General features: G+C 68.2%; 16 protein-coding genes and 1 pseudogene. 9 read left to right on the plus strand and 8 right to left on the minus strand.

Annotated elements, in window-relative coordinates:
- On the minus strand, positions 1-113 hold a 113-nt coding region (locus HNP46_RS35680; protein WP_221455026.1), incomplete at its 3' end, for an acyl-CoA dehydrogenase family protein.
- 77 nt (positions 114-190) lie between these two features.
- A complete protein-coding gene (locus tag HNP46_RS17680; RefSeq protein ID WP_184591342.1) occupies positions 191-1,018 on the minus strand; it encodes an FAS1-like dehydratase domain-containing protein in 828 nt (275 codons plus the stop codon).
- A 160-nt stretch (positions 1,019-1,178) separates the two neighbouring features.
- Here HNP46_RS17680 and HNP46_RS17685 point away from each other — a divergent pair, with 160 nt between their 5' ends.
- Complete coding sequence (locus HNP46_RS17685; protein ID WP_184591344.1) at positions 1,179-2,078, plus strand: LysR substrate-binding domain-containing protein; 900 nt, start codon at positions 1,179-1,181, stop codon at positions 2,076-2,078.
- On the opposite strand, the gene HNP46_RS17690 is transcribed toward HNP46_RS17685, so the two are convergent.
- The 4 genes from HNP46_RS17690 to HNP46_RS17705 all read right to left on the minus strand — a co-directional run bounded on the left by HNP46_RS17690 (position 2,075) and on the right by HNP46_RS17705 (position 8,631).
- Complete coding sequence (locus HNP46_RS17690) at positions 2,075-5,167, minus strand: efflux RND transporter permease subunit (RefSeq protein ID WP_184591346.1); 3,093 nt, start codon at positions 5,165-5,167, stop codon at positions 2,075-2,077. The genes HNP46_RS17685 and HNP46_RS17690 overlap by 4 nt on opposite strands.
- Positions 5,164-6,357, minus strand: coding sequence for an efflux RND transporter periplasmic adaptor subunit (locus HNP46_RS17695; protein WP_184591348.1), 1,194 nt, complete (start codon positions 6,355-6,357; stop codon positions 5,164-5,166). The genes HNP46_RS17690 and HNP46_RS17695 overlap by 4 nt, the downstream gene beginning before the upstream one ends.
- Positions 6,354-7,796 carry an efflux transporter outer membrane subunit gene (locus HNP46_RS17700; RefSeq protein WP_311771818.1) on the minus strand — a complete coding sequence of 481 codons (1,443 nt, stop codon included), beginning with the start codon at positions 7,794-7,796 and terminating at the stop codon, positions 6,354-6,356. Before HNP46_RS17700 ends, HNP46_RS17695 begins: the two co-directional genes overlap by 4 nt.
- 151 nt (positions 7,797-7,947) lie before the next feature.
- A complete protein-coding gene (locus tag HNP46_RS17705) occupies positions 7,948-8,631 on the minus strand; it encodes a response regulator transcription factor (protein ID WP_184591352.1) in 684 nt (227 codons plus the stop codon).
- Between the two features lie 163 nt (positions 8,632-8,794).
- On the opposite strand from HNP46_RS17705, the gene HNP46_RS17710 reads away from it, so the two are divergent.
- Both HNP46_RS17710 and HNP46_RS17715 read left to right on the plus strand, forming a co-directional pair.
- Entirely contained in the window at positions 8,795-9,487 is a 693-nt protein-coding gene (locus HNP46_RS17710) for a response regulator transcription factor (protein ID WP_184591354.1), read from the plus strand.
- Positions 9,465-10,832 carry a sensor histidine kinase gene (locus HNP46_RS17715; protein WP_184591357.1) on the plus strand — a complete coding sequence of 456 codons (1,368 nt, stop codon included), beginning with the start codon at positions 9,465-9,467 and terminating at the stop codon, positions 10,830-10,832. Before HNP46_RS17710 ends, HNP46_RS17715 begins: the two co-directional genes overlap by 23 nt.
- Before the next feature lie 15 nt (positions 10,833-10,847).
- Here HNP46_RS17715 and HNP46_RS17720 read toward each other — a convergent pair.
- A pseudogene (locus HNP46_RS17720) lies at positions 10,848-12,752 on the minus strand (LTA synthase family protein).
- A gap of 289 nt (positions 12,753-13,041) precedes the next feature.
- On the opposite strand from HNP46_RS17720, the gene HNP46_RS17725 reads away from it, so the two are divergent.
- Positions 13,042-13,698, plus strand: a complete 657-nt coding sequence (locus HNP46_RS17725) for a hypothetical protein (RefSeq protein WP_184591359.1) — start codon at positions 13,042-13,044, stop codon at positions 13,696-13,698.
- An 18-nt stretch (positions 13,699-13,716) separates the two neighbouring features.
- On the opposite strand, the gene HNP46_RS17730 is transcribed toward HNP46_RS17725, so the two are convergent.
- Positions 13,717-14,052, minus strand: a complete 336-nt coding sequence (locus tag HNP46_RS17730; protein WP_184591361.1) for a hypothetical protein — start codon at positions 14,050-14,052, stop codon at positions 13,717-13,719.
- A 235-nt stretch (positions 14,053-14,287) separates the two neighbouring features.
- Here HNP46_RS17730 and HNP46_RS17735 point away from each other — a divergent pair, with 235 nt between their 5' ends.
- The 5 genes from HNP46_RS17735 (at position 14,288) to HNP46_RS17755 (ending at position 19,393) form a co-directional block, all read left to right on the plus strand.
- Entirely contained in the window at positions 14,288-15,307 is a 1,020-nt protein-coding gene (locus HNP46_RS17735; protein WP_260403196.1) for an iron ABC transporter substrate-binding protein, read from the plus strand.
- Positions 15,308-15,373: 66 nt separating this feature from the next.
- Positions 15,374-16,912, plus strand: coding sequence for an ABC transporter permease (locus HNP46_RS17740; protein ID WP_409372443.1), 1,539 nt, complete (start codon positions 15,374-15,376; stop codon positions 16,910-16,912).
- Positions 16,909-17,976 (plus strand): ABC transporter ATP-binding protein, encoded by a 1,068-nt coding sequence (locus HNP46_RS17745; protein WP_184591363.1) that lies wholly within the window; start codon positions 16,909-16,911, stop codon positions 17,974-17,976. Before HNP46_RS17740 ends, HNP46_RS17745 begins: the two co-directional genes overlap by 4 nt.
- A gap of 165 nt (positions 17,977-18,141) precedes the next feature.
- Complete coding sequence (locus HNP46_RS17750) at positions 18,142-18,909, plus strand: hypothetical protein (RefSeq protein WP_184591365.1); 768 nt, start codon at positions 18,142-18,144, stop codon at positions 18,907-18,909.
- 58 nt (positions 18,910-18,967) lie between these two features.
- Positions 18,968-19,393: a hypothetical protein gene (locus HNP46_RS17755; RefSeq protein WP_184591711.1), complete on the plus strand. Its 426-nt coding sequence runs from the start codon at positions 18,968-18,970 to the stop codon at positions 19,391-19,393.
- The last annotated feature ends 41 nt before the right edge of the window (positions 19,394-19,434 follow it).

Below are 19,434 nucleotides of genomic sequence, written 5' to 3' on the forward strand. Positions count from 1 at the left end.
TCGGGGAAGCCCTTTTCTTCATCGATCTTGCGCCAGTATTCGGCGGGGAACTCCGCACAGAGAGCGCGTACGCCGTCACGGATGGCCTGGAGTTCTTCGGGGGTGGACGTCATCGAAACACCTCATGTCTTTCTTGTAAGTCGTGGGCTTGTTGGAGGCACCGGGCTTTTGGAGCAGCAGCCGGGTGCGGTCAGTCGAATTCCACTTCACCGCGCTGGGCGATACCGGCGCCGTTGCCGGCCCAGACCTCGGCCTTGCCGGGGCCGCTCAGGCGGCCGCCGACTTCGAACGCTTCAGGGCTGATCAGCGGGCGCAGGCCACGGTAGGCATAGCGGCGCAGGCGGGCCTGGGGATTGGCGCGGCAGAACGCGCGCAGGTTCAGGGTGCCGATCAACGGGCCGTGGACCACCAACCCCGGATAGCCCTCGGCCTCGGTGACGTAGGGCCAGTCGTAGTGGATGCGGTGGCCGTTGAAGGTCAGCGCGGAATAGCGGAACAGCAGGATCGGCGTCGGCTCGACGGCTTCGCTCCAGTCTCCGGCGGGCAGCGCGTCGCCGCTGGAGAGCTTGGGCGGCGTGGGTTCGCGGTAGACGATGTCCTGCTCCTCGCTGAACGCCAGGCGGCCGTCCTGGGCGAATTCGTGGCGCAGGGTGACGAACAAAAGCGCGCCGGTGCGGCCGTGCTTTTCCTCGACATTGAGGATGGTGGTGGTGCGCTTCGCCACGCCGCCGACCCGCAGCGACTCGTGGAATTCCAGGCGGCCGCCGGCCCACATTCGGTTGCGCCCCTCGGCCGGCGGCAGGAAGCAGCCGCGTGCAGGGTGGCCATCAGCGCCCAGGCCGGACTCGACCACTTCGTCCTGGAAGAACATCCAGTGCCACAGCGGTGGCAGCGCGTCGCCCGCTACGGGAACCTCTTCCGCCAGGGTCACGGCCAGGCGGCGCACCAGCAGCGCACTCAGTTCTTCCTCGCGCTCCTGGGAGCGGCCGATCCAGTCGGCGTAAGGCGAATCGCTCATTTCTGCTCTCTCGTGGCTGTCAGAGTGGATGGACGGAGCATGCAACAGGGCTTGCGTTCGTCGAATCCACATTTTCATAATCCAGCGTTAGCTTTTGCCTAACGCTATCCCGGCATTCAAAGCCTAGCGGGCCTGCTCATCGCTTTACGGAGAACCGTCCATGCACTTCGACCTGGCCGACCTGCGGCTTTTCGCCCATATCGCCGAAGCCCCCAGCCTTACCCAGGGCGCGCGCCGCGCGCATCTTTCGGCGGCTGCCGCCAGCGCGCGGATCAAGGCGCTGGAAGGCCAGCTGGAGTGCCGCCTGCTCTACCGCGACAACCGTGGCGTCGAACTGACCCCGGCGGGCCAGCGCCTGCTGCAGCACGCGCGGCTGATCCTGCGCCAGGTGGATCACCTGAAGAGCGACTTCAGCGGCCAGGCCGGCGACCAGGTGGGACATATCCGCATCTTCGCCAACACCACGGCCTGCACCGAATTCCTTCCCGAACTGCTGGCCGACTTCCTCGCCGGGCGCCCCGGCGTCAGCGTCGACCTGCAGGAAAGGCTGAACCGCGACATCGTCCGCGCCATCCTCGATGGCTCGGCGGACCTGGGCATAGTCGCCGGACCGGTGCGCGCCGAAGGCCTGCAGGTGGTGCACTTCAGCACCGACCGCCTGGTGCTGGCAGTGGCCCCGGATCATCCGCTGGGCGCCCTGCCCCGGCTGACCCTCGCCGACACCCTGGGTTACCCGCACATCGGCCTGCACGAGGGCAGCACCCTGCAGAGCTTCCTGCGTGAGCGGGTGGACCGCATGGGCGGCGAGCTGAATCTGCGCATCCAGGTCGCCAGCTTCGAGGCGATCTGCCGGATGATCGAGGCCGGCGTCGGCATCGGTGTGATCCCCGAAACGGCTGCCGTGCGCCACAGCCGCACCATGAACCTGCGCATCCTGGCGCTGGACGAGCCCTGGGTGATCCGCGAGCGCAGCGTGCTGCTGCGCGACCGCGAGGCCCTGCCCGCCTGCGCGCGGGCGCTGGTGGATCGGCTGCAGGCAATGAAGGACCCGACGCCCTAGCCCGGCAGGGCCTCCGCGCGCGGCGTGGCGGCCTTTGCCCGCGCCTCGCGCAGGCGCTCGAACCACAGGTAGATCACCGGCGTGGAATACAGCGTGAGGATCAGCGATACCAGCAACCCGCCGACGATAGCGATCCCCAGCGGCTGGCGCAGTTCGGCGCCGGCGCCATGGCCGAAAGCCAGCGGCACCGCGCCCAGCAGCGCCGCCAGCGAGGTCATCAGGATCGGCCGCAGGCGCAGCAGGCACGCCTCGCGCACCGCCTCGGTGGCGGGCATGCCACGTTCCTGGGCGGCCTGGGTGAAGTCGACGATCATGATTGCGTTCTTCTTGACGATGCCGATCAGCAGTAGGATGCCGATCAGCCCGAGCACCGACAGGTCGAGGCGGAACAGCAGCAGCGCGACCAGCGCGCCGAAGCCGGCCGAGGGCAAGGTGGAGATGATCGTCAGCGGGTGGATGGCGTTCTCGTAGAGCACACCGAGTACCACGTAGACGGTCAGCACCGCCGCGAGGATCAGCCAGGGCTGCGACCTCAGCGAATCCTGGAAGGCCTGGGCGGTGCCCTGGAAGCTGCCCTGCACTCCATCCGGCAGGCCGATCTGCGCGGTGGACTGCCGGATCGCCGCCACCGCGTCGCTCAGCGACTTGCCCGGCGCCAGGTCGAAGGACAGGGTGATGGCCGGGAACACGCCCTGGTGGTTGATGACGATGGGCACCAGCTCGCGGTGAATGCTGGCGAGCATGTCCAGCGGCACCAGGTTGCCGGCGTCGGAGCGCGCGTAGAGGTGCTGCAGGGTCGACAGCGACACCTGCCATTTCGGGTCCAGTTCGAGGATCACGTGGTTCTGGTCCAGCTGGGTGAACATGGTGGCGATCTGGCGCTGGCCGAAGGCGTCGTAGAGCACGTCGTCGATGGTCTGGATCGATACGCCCAGGCGCGCCGCCGAAGCACGGTCGATCTGCAGGGTGGCCTGGGCGGTGCCCTGCTGCTGGTCCGAGGCCACGTGCTGCAGTTGCGGCAGGGCCTGCATGCGCTTGAGCAGCACGTCTGCCCAGTGGCTGAGCTCGCTGCTGTCGGGGTCCTGCAGGGTGTACTGGTAGAGGGTCTTGCTGATCCGGCCGCCGAACTGCAGGTCCTGCGTCGGCTGCATGTAGAGGCGCAGGCCGGTCACCGCACCCAGCGGCCCCTGCAGGCGGTTGATCACCTGGCGCGCCGAGACGTCGCGCTGGGCGAAGGGTTTCAGCGCGAGGACGATGCGCGCCTGGCTGATGGTCGGGCTGGGGCCGATCCAGAAGTACACCTTGTCCACCGCCGGGTCCTGGCGGGCGATTTCCGCTGCCTCGCGGACCTGTTCACGCATGGCCAGCGGCGAGCTGTCCGGCGCGCCCTCGGCAACGGTGACGATCAGCCCGGTGTCCTGCTCGGGGAAGAAGCCCTTGGGAATCACCACGTAGAGCACAGCGGTGGCCAGCAGCGTCGCCAGCACGCCGGCCAGGGTCACGCGCTGGTGGCGCAATACCCAGTCCAGGGTGCGTGCGTAGCCATCGTGGATCGCTTGCAGGCACTGCTCGCAGAACAACGAGAAGCGCCCCGGCGCGGCCTCCTCGGCATGGGGTTTCAGCAACCAGGCGCAGAGCATCGGCGTGATGCACAGGGAAATCACGCAGGACACCAGGATGGCGATGCTCACCGTGATGGCGAACTCGCGCAGCAGGCGGCCGACAATGCCGCCCATCAGCAGGATCGGCAGGAACACCGCCACCAGCGACACGGTCATCGAGACGATGGTCATGCCCACCTCGCGCAGGCCGTCCATGGCGGCCTGCAGCCGCGGCTTGCCCATCTCCAGGTGGCGCACGATGTTCTCCATCATCACGATGGCGTCGTCCACCACGAAGCCCACGGCAATCGCCAGGCCCATGATCGACAGGTTGTCGAGGCTGTAGCCGAGCACGTACATCACCGCGAAGGTCACCGCCAGCGATAGCGGGATGGTCATCGCCGGGATCAGCGTGGCCGTGGCCCGGCGCAGGAACAGGAAGATCACCAGCACCACCAGGGCGATGGACAGCAGCAGGGTGAACTCGACGTCGGCCACCGAGGCACGGATGGTCTGGGTGCGGTCGCCGGCGATGTGCACCTGGACGTCCGCCGGCAGCTGCGACATCAGCGCCGGCAGCCGCGCCTTGATGTTCTCGATGGTCTGGATGACGTTGTAGCCGGGCTGCTTGTGGATGTCGGCGATCACTGTCGGCTGGCCATCGAGCATCGCCGCCTGCTCGGTGTCCTCGGCGCCGGCGATCACACCCCCGACATCGCCGACCTTGATCGGCGTGCCGTTGCGGTAGGCGATCACCTGCTCGCGGTAGTGCCTGGGGTCGAGCAACTGGTCGGTGGCGCCCAGGGTGATCGAGCGGGTCGGCCCGTCGAGGTTGCCCTTGGGCTGGTCGAGGGTGGCGTTGCCGATGGTCGCGCGCAGGTCTTCCAGGGTCAGGCCGCGGGCGGTCAGGCGGTCCGGGTCGATGCGGATGCGCACCGCCGGCTTCTGCTGGCCGTGGAAGTCGATCAGGCCGACGCCGGGGATCTGCGACAACTGCTGGGAGATGTAGTTGTCGATGTACTGGTTGAGCTCGGGCAGCGTGCGCACCGGCGAGGTCACCGCCAGCGACAGCACGGTGGCTTCCGCCGGGTTGACCTTGTTGAAGGTCGGCAGGCTGGTCATGGTCTTGGGCAGGTTGGCGGTGGCGGCGTTGATCGCCGCCTGGACGTCCCCGGCGGCGCCGTCGATGTCGCGGTTGAGGTCGAACTGCAGGACGATCTGGGTCTTGCCGGCGGCGTTCGAGGAGGTCATCGCGGTGATCTGCGGCACGGCCGAGAACGCCCGTTCCAGCGGCGTCGCCACCGAGCTGGCCATGGTCTCGGCGTTGGCCCCGGAGAGCAGCGCGGTGACCTGGATGGTCGGGAAGTCCACCGTCGGCAGCGCCGCCACCGGCAGGTTGAGGTAGGCGAAGGCGCCCAGCAGCATGGCGCCGATGGCCAGCATGCTCAGGCCGACGCGGCGCGGAATCAGCCCCATCAGGCCGTTCATGGCTGGCGCCCCCCGGCATTGGCGGCGTTCAGCGTGCTCGCGCTGCTCGCCACGGCCTCCGCCTTGACCGACGCCACGCGGGCACCAGGGGCAATGCGCGGCTGGCCGATGGTCACCACGGTCTCGCCCGGCGCCAGGCCCTGGCGAATCCACTGCATGCCGTCGACCACCACGTCCGCGGCCTGCACCGGGCGCGCTTCCACCTGCTGGCGGGCATTGACCACATACACATAGTCGCCATCCCGGCCCAGCTGCACGGCGTTCTCCGGAATGGCGGTGACCGCGCGCTGGGTATCGAGCAGCAGGCGTGCGGTGACCAGTTGGCCCGGCCAGAGCTTCTGCGCGCCGTTGTCGAACTGCGCCTTGAGCTGCACCTGGCCGCTGGCGGTGGCCACCTGGCTGTCGATGAAGCTGAGCTTGCCGTGGGCGATCTCCTGGCTGCCGTCGCGGCTCATGGCGACCACTTCCAGCGGCGCCTGGGCCTGGCGGGCGAGAATCTGCGGCAGCTGGTCCTGGGAGACGGCGAAGGCCACGGAGATCGGGTCCATCTGGGTCAGCGTCACCAGCCCGGTGGCTTCGCTGCCGTGGACGATCGAACCGGCATCCAGCAGGCGCTGGCCGGTGCGGCCGGTGAACGGCGCGTGAATCTGGGTGAACGACAGCTGCAGGCGGGCGCTGTCCAGGGCCGCCTGGTCCGCCCGCAGGGTGGCCTGCTGGGCAGCCAGCTGTGCACGGTAGGTGTCGACGTCCTGGCTGGGGCCGGCCTTCGCGGCAGCGAGCTTGCTGGCGCGGTCGAGGTTCGACTTGAGGTTGGCCACCTGCGCCTGGTCACGGGCGACCAGCGCCTGGGCCTGGTCCTGCTGGGCCTGGTACGGACGCGGGTCGATCTTCGCCAGCAGGCTGCCGGCCTGGACCATCTGCCCCTCGCCGAACAGCACGTCGGTCAGCTCGCCATCGGCGCGTACGCGCACGTTGACGCTGTTCAGCGGCTGTACGTCGCCGATCGCCGACACCCACACCGGCATGTCGCGGCGGTCCACCTGGGCGGTCTGCACCGGAATCGCGGCGGGCTCCGCCTTGGCCGGCGCCGCACCGACCCTGGGCAGGCTCACGGCGGCGATGGCAATCACGACGATGCCGGCCACGATGCACCAGGCCAGGCGCTGGCGTGACAGAGGGGGGAAGTTCATGGACGGGGCTCCTGGCGGGCGGAATCGGACGGCATGGAAGCGGCAACGCTGGAAGCCTGCGCGACAGCGGTACTGGCCTGCCTGAAGTCGCCACCCAAGGCGCGGAACAGGCCGACGGAAGACTGCAGGTGCTGCAACTGCACCTGCAGCAGCGCGTCCTCGGCCTGGTACTGGGTGCGCTCGGCGATCAGCAGGGTCTGGAAGTCGATGGAGCCCAGGCGGTAGCGCACCTGGGCCAGGTGCGAAGCCTCGCGGGCGGCCTGCACGGCGGCCTGATTGAGCCCGTAGCTCTGCTGCAACTGCTGGCGGGCGCTGATCTGCGTCTGCACGTCCTGCAGTGCCTCGATCCACTGCTCGCGGTAGTTCGCCAGCAGCTCGCGGGAGCGCGCCTTGCTGGTGTCCAGCTGGCCTTCGAGCTGGCCGCCGGTGAACAGCGGTTGGGCAATCGAGCCGAGCACGCTCCAGATCGCGCCGGAGCCGAGGGTGTCGACGCCGCCCAGCAGGTTGATCGAGACGTTCGGCAGGAACGCCGCGCGGGCCACGCCGACGTCGAAGTTGGCGGATTTCAGGCGCGCTTCGGCGGCCTGGATGTCCGGGCGCTGGGCCAGCAGGTCGAGCGGCACGCCGACGCTGGGGAAAGGCACGGCCATTTCACCCAGTTGCTGGCGTTGCAGGCTGAAGCCCTGGGGCGCTGCACCCACCAGCACCGCCAGTTGGTAGAGCGCCTGGTCGCGCTGCTGCCGCAAGGCCGGCACGGCGGCCTCGAAAGTCTTCAGGGCATTGCGTTGCTGGGCCACTTCCAGGTCCGACGCGGAGCCAAGACCGGCCTGTACCTGCACCAGTTGCAGCATCTGGCGGGCATCGTCGGCGATGGTCTGCGCCAGGCGGATACGGTCCTGCAGTGACAGCACCTGGAAGTAACTGTCGGCGATGCTCGCGGTGAGGGTCATGCGTACGGTCTGCGCATCCAGCCGCGAGGCCTGGGTCAACTGGTCCGCCGAATCGGCCGCCGCGCGGTGGGCGCCCCAGAAGTCGATCTCGTAACTGGCACCGAGGGCAATCGAGCGCTTGGCGGTGGTCGAGTAGTCGTTCTGCCGCTGGTAGGTGCCATCCAGGCTCAGTTGCGGAAACAGCCCGCTGGCGGCCACCTCGGCGTTGCCCCGCGCCTGGTCGATGCGCGCCATGGCGGCGGCGAGGTTGTTGTTGCTCTGCAGGCCGAGCTGGATCAGCGCATCCAGTTCGCTGTCGGAGAACTCGCGCCACCAGGCGCCACCGGCAGCGGCCGTGCCCTTCTGCGCACTGACCGAGTCCCAGCTGGCAGCGGCGGGAACCTTGGGCGCCTGGTACTGCGGCACCAGCGAGCAGCCCGCCAGCAGGCTCAGCCCCAGGGCGAGCGGCAGCGCAAGGAACAGGCGTTGGGGACGGGCAGCGTCTGGCACGGGTGGGGTCTCCATGGAACCGGGTTGGACTGCGTCCTGACTGGGTTCCACGGTAAGGCCGGCTTGCTGGCAGGCCATTCCCCGGAAGTTAAACTTAAATTTAGCTGGGCGATCTGGCTGGACGATTTAGTTGGGCGAAGGGAGCGAAAGATCAGTCCGGATCGTCCGTCTCCAGCAGGTAGCCGGCGCCCGCGACGGTGCGGATGATCGAGCGCGAATGACCCTCGTCGAGTTTGCGCCGCAGGCGATGGATGTGCTTGTCGATCACGTTGTCGTTGGGGTCGAAATGGTAGTCCCAGGCGCTTTCCAGCAGCAGGTCGCGGCTCACCGGCTGGCCCTGGTGGCGCAGCAGGCGGGCCAGCAGCAGGGTCTCGCGGAACTGCAGGCGCACTTCCCTGCCCCGCCGCCACGCCAGGCGGGCACTGCAGTCCAGCTCCAGGCCGGGAGCGCGGAGGATGTCTCCGGTCGCGCCGCGACCGGGCCGGCGCAGCAGCGCCTGCAGCCGCACCAGCACCTCGACGAAGGCATAGGGCCGCGACAGGTAGTCGTCGCAGCCGGCGCGCAGGCCTTCCACACGTTCCAGCGCGCTGGGCTGGGCGCTGCACATCAGCACCGGCAGGTGCAGGTCTTCGGCGCGCAGCCGGCGCACCAGCTCCAGGCCGCCCAGGCGTGGCAGCTCGCGCTCCACGATCAGCGCGTCGTAGATGCCCTCCAGGGCCATCTCCAGGCCATCCACGCCATTGCCGGCGACATCGGCGACGTAGCCGCTCTCGCTCAGGCCGCGCGCCAGGTAAGCGGCCTGGCTGGCGTCTTCGGCCACCAGCAAAATTCTCATCCAGGGCGCTCCGCAGATAGATAGACTTTGGCCAGATAAACTTTTGTTCAGGTTGCGGCGAGCTGTGCTTTCGCCGCCGGGCAGCAGACTATGCCCAGGCGGATGTGAATCCGCCGTGATTGCCAATGCTGCCTGATGAATGATGTTGCCTGGAGAATACCGCATGGCCCACGTTCTGGTGGTCGAGGACGACAGCTCCACCGCCCTGGAGATCGAAGCGGCGCTGGTCGACCACGGCTTCGCGGTGACCCTGGCTGCCGACGGCCGCAGCGGCATCGTCCAGGCGCTGAGCCTGCCCTTCGACCTCATCGTGCTCGACCGCATGCTGCCGCTGGTGGATGGCCTGGGCGTGCTGACGGCGATCCGCACCGCCGGCGTGCTGACCCCGGTGCTGATCCTCAGTGCCCTCAGCGCCCTCGATGAACGGGTGCGCGGCCTGCGCGCCGGCGGCGACGACTACCTGACCAAGCCCTTCGAATTCATCGAGCTGACTGCACGCCTGGACGCCCTGCTGCGCCGCGGCGGCAACCTGCGGCCGGTGCTGCCGGCGAGCAACCAGCTGCACATCGGCGACCTCGCCATCGACCAGCTGCGCCGCAGCGTGCGCCGTGGCGAACGGGCCATCGACCTGCTGCCCCGCGAGTACGCGCTGCTCGAACACCTGGCCCTGCACGCCGACGAGGTGGTCACCCGCACCATGCTCTTCGAGGCGGTGTGGAACTACACCTACGACGAGCGCACCAACGTCATCGAGGTGCACATCGGCCGCCTGCGCCGCAAGATCGACGGCGACGGCGAAGAGCCCATGCTGCACACCGTGCGGGGAGCCGGCTATGTCCTCCGTTCGCCTCGCTGAGATCCCGCGCACCAGCGGCTTCCGCGTCGGCCTGCTGTTCCTCGCGCTGTTCGGTGTGTCGTTCCTTGCGCTGTTCGGCTACACCTACTGGCAGACCGCGGTCTATCTGCGCAGCGAGGTGGACGCCAACCTGCACCGGCAGATCGACAACCGCGGCGCCCAGGACGCGGACACGCGCCTGCAGGAAATCCGCCGCCACGCCCTGCAGGACCACGACGGCCGCGTGCCGCACACGCTGTTCGACGCCCAGGGCAAGCCGCTCGCCGGGCCGCTCAAGGAGTTGCCGGCCGGCAAGCGTTTCGACGTACCGGGTGAGTTCCGCTGGCAACGGCCCGACGGTGAGCACCGGCCGGTCCGCTACATCAAGCATCGCCTGGAGGACGGCGGCATCCTCGTGGCCGCCCAGGACGTGCACGACATCCACGAGTTCGACGAACTGCTGGTCAATGCCCTGGCTTCCGGCGGCGTCCTGCTGCTGGTGGTCGGTCTGATCGGCGCGGTGTGGCTGGGCAACTCCACGCGGGTGCGGCTCAACGACCTGAGCACGGCGATCCGCCGCATCGTCGAGGGCGACCTCAGCCGGCGCCTGCCGGTGCGCGGCAACGACGACGACATCGACCGCATCTCCGCCGTGGTCAACGGCATGCTCGATGAACTGGAGCGGCTGATGAGCGAGGTCAAGGGCGTCTGCGACGATATCGCCCACGACCTGCGCACCCCGCTGACCCGCCTTATCGCCGGCCTGGAGCGCGCCCAGCGCCGCGAACTGCAGGCCGCAGACTACGAGCAGACCATCGATGCCGCGCTGAACGAGGCCAAGGGCCTGTTGCTGACCTTCCGCGCGCTGCTGCGCATCTCCGAGATCGAGGACAGCGTGCGCCGCAGCCACTTCGCCCCGGTGGACCTGAACCGCATCGGCAGCGACGCGGTGGAGCTCTCCGAGCCGCTGGCGGAAGAACGGCGCATCCACCTCGAACTGCTACCCGCGGCGACTCCAGCGCTGCTCTCGGGCGACGCGCAGCTGCTGTTCGACGCCAGCTGCAACCTGATCGACAACGCCATCAAGTTCTCCCCCGAAGGCGCCCATGTCCGCGTCGAGATCGGTGCGGCGGACGGCGCTGTCGGCCTCACCGTGCGCGATAACGGCCCCGGCATCCCCGAGGCCGAGCGCGAATCGGTGTTCCGCCGTTTCTACCGCGCGCAGAGCAGCCGGCAGACCGCCGGCAACGGCCTGGGGCTGAGCCTGGTGGCGGCGGTAGCGCGGCTGCATGACCTGCAGCTGCGCGTCGAGGATGCCAGCCCCGGTTGCATCATGAGCCTGCGCGGCAAGCCTGCCGCCAGCTGAGGTTGCCGCAGGGCATCACTTCGTCGGCTGCGGCTGCCACTCCAGCAGGTGGTGGGAGAAGCCGTAGCTGGCCGACTGGTAGTAGGCGATTGCCCGTGCCACCAGAGGATCATCCGCCCTGGCCGTGACCTCCACGCTGGCCCCCAGCGCCTAGTTGTGCCGGCGCAGCCCCTGGCGCGGACTGAGGATCGCCAGGTCCTTGCCGTCGAACAGCCCCAGGTGCTGGTAGTTGCCGATCACCACGTGCGGCGGCAGTGCTTCGGGCTGCATCAGGTCGCGGCCATAGAAGGTCGAGTCGTAGCCCAGGTTCAGCAGGCCCAGCAGGGTCGGCGCCAGGTCCAGCTGGCTGGCCAGCTCTCCCCGCTCGCCGCTGGGCAGCAGCGCCGGTGCGTAGATGAACAGGGGAATCTGGTAGTTCTCCACCGGCAGGTCTTCCTTGCCTGCGCTACCGGCAGTGTGGTCGGCGACGAAGACGAAAATGGTGTCGGCGAACCACGGCTTGCTCTTCACCTCGCTGAGGAACTTGCCGATGGCGTAGTCGGTGTACTTCACCGCACCATCGCGGCCATTGCCCGACGGAATGTCGATGCGCCCCTGCGGGTAGGTGTAGGGCCGGTGGTTGGAGGTGGTCATCAGTTGCAGGAGGAATGGCTGCTGCCTGGCGTGGTCCTCGTCGGCAAGCCTGATCGCCTGGGCGTAGAGGTCTTCGTCGGCCATACCCCAGGCATTCTTGAAGTGGATGTCGGCCTCGTTGACGCTGGACTGGTCGACGATGCGGTAGCCGTTGCCGCCGAAGAAGGCATTCATGTTGTCGAAGTAGCCGCGCCCGCCATACAGGAACACCGAGTCGTAGCCGACGGCCTTGAGCTGCTGGCCAAGGCTGGCGAAGCCGCTTTCGCGGCCGATGCGCTTGACGATGGAGCGGCCCGGAGTCGGCGGGATGGACAGGGTGATCGCTTCCAGGCCACGGTCGGTGCGGGTGCCGGTAGCGTAGAAATTGTTGAAGTAGAGGCTGTTGCGGCGCAGCTCGTCGAGGTTCGGCGTCAGCTTGCGTTCGTCGCCATTGCTGCCCAGGTACTTGGCGCTGAGGCTTTCGATGGTCACCAGGACGATGTTGTGTTTCTTCAGCGGGCCGGCAGCGCTGATGCGGCGGCGGATGTCCAGCGCCTGGCTGCCGATGAAGGCCGCATTGGGTTCGGCCAGCTCCGCGCGCATCTGCCGTGCGACTTCCTGCTCGGGCAGGGTCGCGTAGAACTGCGGGTAGTCCAGCTCGTTGTTGCGGAAGGCGGCGAAGAACTGGTACGGGCCGTTGCTTTCCAGTTCGCGCAGGTAGGCGTTGCCGCCCTGGCCGCGCGGGTGCTCCTGGTCGACCAGGAACAGCGGCAGCAGCATCACCAGCAGCAGGCCCACGGCACCGGCGAGACGCTTGCGCAGCGGCGGCACGTCGGCCTGGGCAATGCTGCGCAACGGCTTGCGCAGGGCCAGGGTGGCCAGCGCGGCGATCAGCGCGAGCAGGCCCAGCAGTTTGCCGATCGGGTAGGACTCGAGGATGTTGTTGAGCACCTCGTCGGAGTACACCAGGTAGTCCACCGCAATGAAGTTGAAGCGCACACCGAACTCGTCCCAGAACAGCCACTCGGCCACCGCGGTGAAGAGCATCACGTACAGGCTGACGAACAGCAGCGCCACCAGGGCCCGGCGCCAGAAGGCGCTGCGCCAGAGCCGCGCGGGCAGCAGCAGAAGCAGCAGGCCCAGCGGCAACAGGGCGTAGACCAGGAAACTCAGGTCATACAGCAGGCCGATGGCGAACACCGCCAGGTGCCCGGCACCCAGCTCGGACAGGTGGCTCGCCAGCAGAACCGTGCGGGTGAGGAAGAAGACGACGAGCCAGAGAACGGCGGCCAGCGCCAGGAAACGCATTGGCGCAGAGCGGAGGAACGGGATGGAGACACCCTTGTTGTAATGCACCGGAACACGCGGCCACGGCACTTCGGAAGAGCCGGAACCGGCTGTTGGGCGGGCACCCTACAAGGCAGGACGAAAAAAAATGTCAAAAACGCGCTGATCTCACGAATCTCTTCGCGCCCTTTCAGCACCTGCCTGCTGGGCGGGCCACCACGACTTTTTCACATGTCCTTGACGAGACCTTGATCGGCCGACTCGATAATGGCCGGAAACAATGAGCCGTCGCAGCTGCCGAGCCCTGTCCATGAATGAACCCCAACGCCTGGTGGCCCCTGTTGCGCCGCGTGCAAGCGATAACGCCTCCGGCCGGCAGTTCACCGCCCGGCTGCGCGCCAGGGTCGCGGCGTGGCGCAAGCGCCGGCTGTTGCGGCTGGCGTTGCGGGTGGCGGAGGAGCCGATCCTGATGCTGGAGGTGTCGCAGGCGCCGGGGCTGTTCTGGCCGGTGCTCACCGAGCACAACAACCGCGTGATCGTGGCGACCTCCCCGGCCGCGGAATCCCTGCTCGAAGCCCACCGCCTGCTGCCCCAGGGCGTCACCCGGCGCATCCGCGTGATGCCCGGCCCGCTGGACTACGCCGAACTGCGGCCGGCGTCGGTCGACTGCATCCTGCTCGCCGAAATCCCCCCCTCGCCGTGCAACGCGAATACGCTGCGCCTGCTCGGCCAACTGCATCACGTCACCCGCGACAGCGCGATCCTCTTCGCCCGGGTCGGCTCGCAGCGGCCAGCGCCGCAAGCCGGGGACGCCTGCCACTGTGGCGACTCGCATGCCGTGGCGGCCGAGGCCAGCCATGCCAGAGCGCTGGAACAGGAGTTCCTGCGCATCGGCTTCTCGCAGATCCGCCATTACAACTTCACCCCGGGCTCGGACGGCGTTCGCGTCTACATCCTGCGCAAGTGATCCCGCAGCGGCAGCCCTTCAGCGGCGCCGCTGCCAGCGCAACCCCAGCAGCACGCCGACCAGCGCACCGAGCGCCGTCCCGGCTATGTCGGCGAGGAACAGCAGCGAGTAGGGAAAATACGACTGCCCGCGATCCACCGCCTCCAGGTCGACATGGCGGATGTCCAGCAGCCAGTGCAGGCCATTGGGCAGGCAGGCGAACACCACCAGCAGGATCGTCAGCAGCGCGTAGAACCACGCGGCTTCCAGCCCTGGCACGAAAACCCGCCAGAGCACCTGGGCAAGCCCGGTCAGCAGCAGCGTGAAGAACAACGAGAAGCTGCCGTGGCGGATGAGTTCGAGTAGTTCTTCCATGGTCTCTGAATCTTTCGCGAATGGATGGACGGGGCTGCACAGCGCCCGGCGTGACCAGTGACTGTCCCACTGGACGGGCTCGGTCGCAAGGCTGTCATGTATACAGTTCGCGTCTACCAAATGAGAATGACAATTTCTTAACGCCCCGATTGCGAAGATCGCCGCCAGAATCGGGCGATGCCCTGGCCAATTGGCTGCCAGTCGCCCCCCGGACAACCTGCTGGAGTGGCGATTGATGAAATGGCGCGGTGCCTCGTGGGTGATGTGGCTGGCGGTGGGAACCGCGGCGTTGCTGGAGCTGGGAGCCGCCTTCGGCGCCGCGCCGGATGACGGCATCGTCATCTACAACGCCCAGCACGAATCGCTGACCAAGGCCTGGGTGGAAGGCTTCACCCGCGAGACCGGGATCAAGGTGACGCTGCGCAACGGCGACGACAGCGAACTGGGCAACCAGATCATCCAGGAGGGCAAGGCCTCCCCGGCCGACGTGTTCCTCACGGAAAACTCGCCGGCCATGGTGATGCTGGACAACGCCGGGCTTCTTGCGCCGGTGGCGCCGACCACCATTGCCCAGGTCGCCGCGCCGTTCCGCCCGGCCCAGGGGCGCTGGATCGGCATCGCTGCACGCTCCACCGTGCTGGTCTACAACAAGGACAAGGTCAAGGAGTCGGAACTTCCCGCCTCCCTGCTCGACCTCGCCGAGCCGCAGTGGATCGGCCGCTGGGCCGCCTCGCCGGCCGGCGCCGACTTCCAGGCCATCGTCGGCGCGCTGCTGGAGCTCAAGGGCGAACAGGTCACCCAGGACTGGCTGGATGCGATGAAGGCCGGCGCGCGGGTCTATCGCGGCAACAATGCGGTGCTCAAGGCGGTCAACGCCGGCCAGATCGACGCCGGGGTGATCTACCACTACTACTACGTCGGCGACCGGGCCCGGACCGGCGAGAACAGCAACCACTCGGCGCTGCACTACTTCGGCCACAAGGACCCCGGCGCCTTCACCAGCCTGTCCGGCGGCGCGGTGCTGGCTTCGAGCAGGCACGCCGAGCAGGCGCAGGCTTTCCTGCGCTGGATCACCAGCGCCCAGGGTCAGGCCGTGCTGCGCGAAGGCGCCTCCTACGAATACGCGGTGGGCGAAGGCGCACCGTCGAACCCGAAGCTGATTCCCCTGGAACAGCTGGACGCACCGCAGGTGGACGTGTCCCGCCTGGACAGCCGCAAGGTCGTGGAACTGATGACCCAGGCAGGCCTGTTCTAAGTGACCGCGCAGCAGCTCGACCCGCCCAACGCCAGCCGCACCCGGCTGGCGCCCGTTCCCCAGGCGCTGCGGCGCTGGCGTAATCGCACCGGCCAGGGTTGGGTGCTCGGCGCCGCCCTGCTGGTGTCGGCCTTTGCACTGTTGCCGCTGCTGTTCGTGGCCACCGCTGGAGTGCAGGCCGGCTTGCCGCTGATCGCCAAGCTGGTATTCCGCCCGCGGGTCGGCGAGCTGCTTGGCAACACCGTGCTGCTGGTCCTGCTGACCGTGCCGCTGTGTGTCCTCCACGGCGTGGCCATGGCCTGGTTGACCGAGCGCTGCAACCTGCCGGGGCGGCGCGTCTGGTCGCTGCTGGTGGTTGCGCCGCTGGCGATCCCGGCGTTCGTCCACAGCTACGCCTGGATCAGCCTGGCGCCCGCGCTGCACGGGCTGTTCCCGGCGGTGCTGGTGTCGGTGATCGCCTACTCGCCTTTCATCTATCTGCCTGCGGCAGCGGCGCTGCGGCGCCTCGACCCGGTGCTGGAAGACGTGGCGGAGTCCCTGGGTGACAGGCCGTTCAAGGTGTTCCTGCGCGTCGTGCTGCCGCAACTGCGCGTGGCGATCTGGGGTGGTTCGCTGCTGGTGGGGCTGCACCTGCTGGCCGAGTACGGGCTGTTCGCGCTGATCCGTTTCGACACCTTCACCACGGCCATCTTCGATCAGTTCCAGTCGTCCTTCAGCGGCCCGGCGGCGAACATGCTCGCCGGCGTGCTGGCCCTGGCCTGCCTGCTGCTGCTCAGCCTGGAATCCGCCACCCGCGGCAGCGCCCGCTATGCCCGGCTGGGCGCCGGCAGCCCGCGCTCGCCACGGCAGTATCGGCTGGGCCGCGCGGTTGCGGCCGGCGCGTTGATCCTCTGCGCCCTCTTCAGCGTTGCCTCGCTGGGCGTGCCGCTGGTCACCCTGGGCCAGTGGTTGAAGGCTGGCGGCCTCGCGGTGTGGGCCTCGGATGACCTGCTGAACTGCCTGGGCCAGACCCTGCTGCTCGGTGGCGCGGGCGCGCTGCTGACCACAGTGGCGGCGGTGCCGATCGCCTGGATTTCGGTGCGCGCGCCCAGCCGCCTGCAGAAACTGCTGGAGAGCAGCAACTACGTGACCAGCGCCCTGCCCGGCATCGTGGTCGCCCTGGCGCTGGTCAGCGTGACCATCCGCTATGCCCAGCCGCTTTACCAGACGGTATTCACTGTGCTGCTGGCCTACGTGCTGATGTTCCTGCCGCGCGCCCTGGTCAGCCTGCGTGCCGGCCTGGCCCAGGCACCGGTCGAGCTGGAGAACATCGCCCGCAGCCTGGGGCGCTCACCGGCCCGCGCGCTCTGGGGCGTGACCCTACGCTTTGCCGCACCGGGTGCCGCGGCCGGCGTCGCGCTGGTGTTCCTGGCCATCGTCAATGAGCTGACCGCCACCCTGCTGCTCTCCCCCAGCGGCACCGCGACCCTGGCCACCGCCTTCTGGGCGAAGACCAGCGAGATCGACTACGCCGCCGCGGCGCCCTATGCGCTGCTGATGATCCTCCTGTCGCTGCCCCTGACCGGGCTTCTCTACCACCAGTCCAAGCGAGTAGCCGGCCGATGAGCAGCCTCGAACTTCACTCCGTCTCGCGTTTCTTCGGTGCCTACGCGGCCATCGAGAACTTCAGCCTGCACGTCCCGGCCGGCAGCCGTGCGGCCATAGTCGGCCCTTCCGGGTCGGGCAAGACCACCCTGCTGCGGCTGATCGCCGGCTTCGAAGTACCGGACCTGGGCAGCATCCGCCTGGGCGACACGACCCTGGCGGACGACAGCGGCTTCGTTCCCGCCCATCGCCGCGTCATCGGCTACGTGCCGCAGGACGGTGCGTTGTTCCCGCACCTGTCGGTGGCCGAGAACATCGGCTTCGGCCTGCCGCGCAGCATGGAGCGGCGTACCGCGCGCATCCACGAGCTGCTGGAGATGGTCTCGCTGAACGCCGAGATGGCCGGGCGCTGGCCCCACGAGCTTTCAGGCGGCCAGCAACAGCGCGTCGCTCTTGCCCGCGCGTTGGCCCAGAGCCCGCGTCTGATGCTGCTCGACGAGCCCTTCTCGGCGCTGGACAGTGGCCTGCGCGCGGCCATGCGCAAAGCGGTTTGCAAGGTGCTGGGCGATGCCGGCGTCACGGCGATCCTGGTCACCCATGACCAGGAGGAAGCCTTGTCCTTCGGCGATCAGTTGGCAGTGATCCGCCAGGGGCGCCTGGTCCAGGCCGGCGCGCCGAAGGACCTGTACTTCCGCCCGGTGGACCGACAGACAGCGGCCTTCCTCGGCGACGCCCTGGTGTTTTCCGCGCGCCTGCAGGGACGCTGGGCGAACTGCCCGCTGGGCAACGTGCAGGTGGCCAATCCGTCGACCGACGCCAGCGGACAGTTGCTGCTGCGCCCGGAGCAGCTGCACCTGAGCCGCCGCGCGATGTTCCCCAGCAGCGCGGACGGCTGCTACGGCACCGTGGTGGGCAGCGACTTCGGCGGCGACCGCTGCACGGTCATGGTTCATCTGGAAGGGGCGCACTCGGAACCGGCGATTCCGGTCCGCGTGCCAGCGATGGACTGCCCCGATCCCGGCGAGCGCGTACACCTGTTCGTCAGCGGCCATGCCCATCTGTTTCCGGCACCGGACATGCACTGAACGGATAAATCAGAAGCGCGCGACGACCGTGTTTGGAGTGCTCCCTTGCTCCGCAGTGGCCGCCCGCCAACAGGAAGACTGTCCACCCGCCCTCAGTGTCATCTAAGTCTGCCTCCGTACGCTGTCCTCCAACCGCTCGCCAGCAGCCCCAGGAGGCAGCCCGCCATGAACCCCAGCAGCAAGGCCCATTGGCTCAACAAGGTCCCGGAAGTGACGCTGTCCTTCTGGGTCATCAAGATTCTCTCGACCACCGTCGGCGAGACCTTCGCCGACTTCCTCGCCGTGGATGCCGGCCTGGGCCTGGCCATCACCACTGCCGCCATGGCCGTGGCGCTGAGCGCTGCGCTCGCCTGGCAGCTGCGCACCCGCGCCTACACACCCTGGATCTACTGGCTGAGCGTGGTGCTGGTGAGCATTCTCGGCACGCAGCTGACGGACATCCTCACCGATGTGCTGGACGTCAGCCTGTACGCCAGCAGCGCCGCCTTCGCCGGGCTCCTGGCGATCAACTTCGCGGTCTGGTACGCGGTGGAGCGCAACCTGTCGATCCAGCAGATCGTCACCCCGCGCCGCGAACTCTTCTACTGGACCACGGTGCTCTGCACCTTCGCCCTGGGCACCGCCGCCGGCGACCTCGCCACCGAGGCCCTGGGCATGGGCTTCACCGTCGGCACCCTGTTGTTCGGCGCGCTGATCGCCGCGACCTTCGTCGCCTGGAAACTCGGCGCCAATGCCGTGCTGGGCTTCTGGACCGCCTACATCCTGACCCGTCCGTTCGGCGCCTCCCTGGGCGACCTGCTGACCCAGGCCAAGACCTATGGCGGCCTGGGCATGGGCGCGACCTGGACCAGCGCGCTGTTCCTCTGCGTGATCCTGCTGCTGGTCACCTTCGCCCAGCTGGGCGCCAACGGCGACAAACGCCTTCCCCAATAACCAAGTCCGCATCATTCAACCGGTTACCCGAGGATTTTCCATGACCCGTTTCCAACCCATGCCACTGATCCGCAAGACCGTCTGCAAACTCGCCCTGGCCTCCGCCATCGCCCTGCTGGGCCTGGCCGCCGGCTGCTCCAAGCCCGAATCCGCCGCGAGCACGGCCAGCACCGGGCAGCACCAGGCCACTGCGCTGGGTGATCTCTCCGCGTTCCGCCAGATCGCCGCCGACGTCACCGCAATGGTCCAGCGCCACGAACTGGACCAGGGCAAGGCGCGGATCAAGGACCTGGAACTGGCCTGGGACGAGGCCGAAGCCGGTCTCAAGCCACGCGCCGTGAACGACTGGCACACCCTCGACAAGGCCATCGACCGGGCCCTGGACGCCCTGCGCGACAGCCACCAGCAGCAGGCCGCCTGCCAGGCGGCGATGGATGACCTGATGAAGGTCTTCGATACGCTGCAGGGCCCGCGCCAGGCCTGAATCCCATGACGTTGCCCCGCCAGGGGCTATCGTCAGATGAT

This window comes from Pseudomonas nitroreducens (assembly GCF_014204515.1).
GTDB lineage: Bacteria > Pseudomonadota > Gammaproteobacteria > Pseudomonadales > Pseudomonadaceae > Pseudomonas > Pseudomonas nitritireducens_A.

Coding starts and splice junctions, on each gene's coding strand:
- HNP46_RS17680 (WP_184591342.1), bottom strand. CDS start 1,018: ATGAGCGATTCGCCTTACGCCGACTGGATCGGCCGCTCCCAGGAGCGC.
- HNP46_RS17685 (WP_184591344.1), top strand. CDS start 1,179: ATGCACTTCGACCTGGCCGACCTGCGGCTTTTCGCCCATATCGCCGAA.
- HNP46_RS17690 (WP_184591346.1), bottom strand. CDS start 5,167: ATGAACGGCCTGATGGGGCTGATTCCGCGCCGCGTCGGCCTGAGCATG.
- HNP46_RS17695 (WP_184591348.1), bottom strand. CDS start 6,357: ATGAACTTCCCCCCTCTGTCACGCCAGCGCCTGGCCTGGTGCATCGTG.
- HNP46_RS17705 (WP_184591352.1), bottom strand. CDS start 8,631: ATGAGAATTTTGCTGGTGGCCGAAGACGCCAGCCAGGCCGCTTACCTG.
- HNP46_RS17710 (WP_184591354.1), top strand. CDS start 8,795: ATGGCCCACGTTCTGGTGGTCGAGGACGACAGCTCCACCGCCCTGGAG.
- HNP46_RS17715 (WP_184591357.1), top strand. CDS start 9,465: ATGTCCTCCGTTCGCCTCGCTGAGATCCCGCGCACCAGCGGCTTCCGC.
- HNP46_RS17725 (WP_184591359.1), top strand. CDS start 13,042: ATGAATGAACCCCAACGCCTGGTGGCCCCTGTTGCGCCGCGTGCAAGC.
- HNP46_RS17730 (WP_184591361.1), bottom strand. CDS start 14,052: ATGGAAGAACTACTCGAACTCATCCGCCACGGCAGCTTCTCGTTGTTC.
- HNP46_RS17735 (WP_260403196.1), top strand. CDS start 14,288: ATGAAATGGCGCGGTGCCTCGTGGGTGATGTGGCTGGCGGTGGGAACC.
- HNP46_RS17745 (WP_184591363.1), top strand. CDS start 16,909: ATGAGCAGCCTCGAACTTCACTCCGTCTCGCGTTTCTTCGGTGCCTAC.
- HNP46_RS17750 (WP_184591365.1), top strand. CDS start 18,142: ATGAACCCCAGCAGCAAGGCCCATTGGCTCAACAAGGTCCCGGAAGTG.
- HNP46_RS17755 (WP_184591711.1), top strand. CDS start 18,968: ATGCCACTGATCCGCAAGACCGTCTGCAAACTCGCCCTGGCCTCCGCC.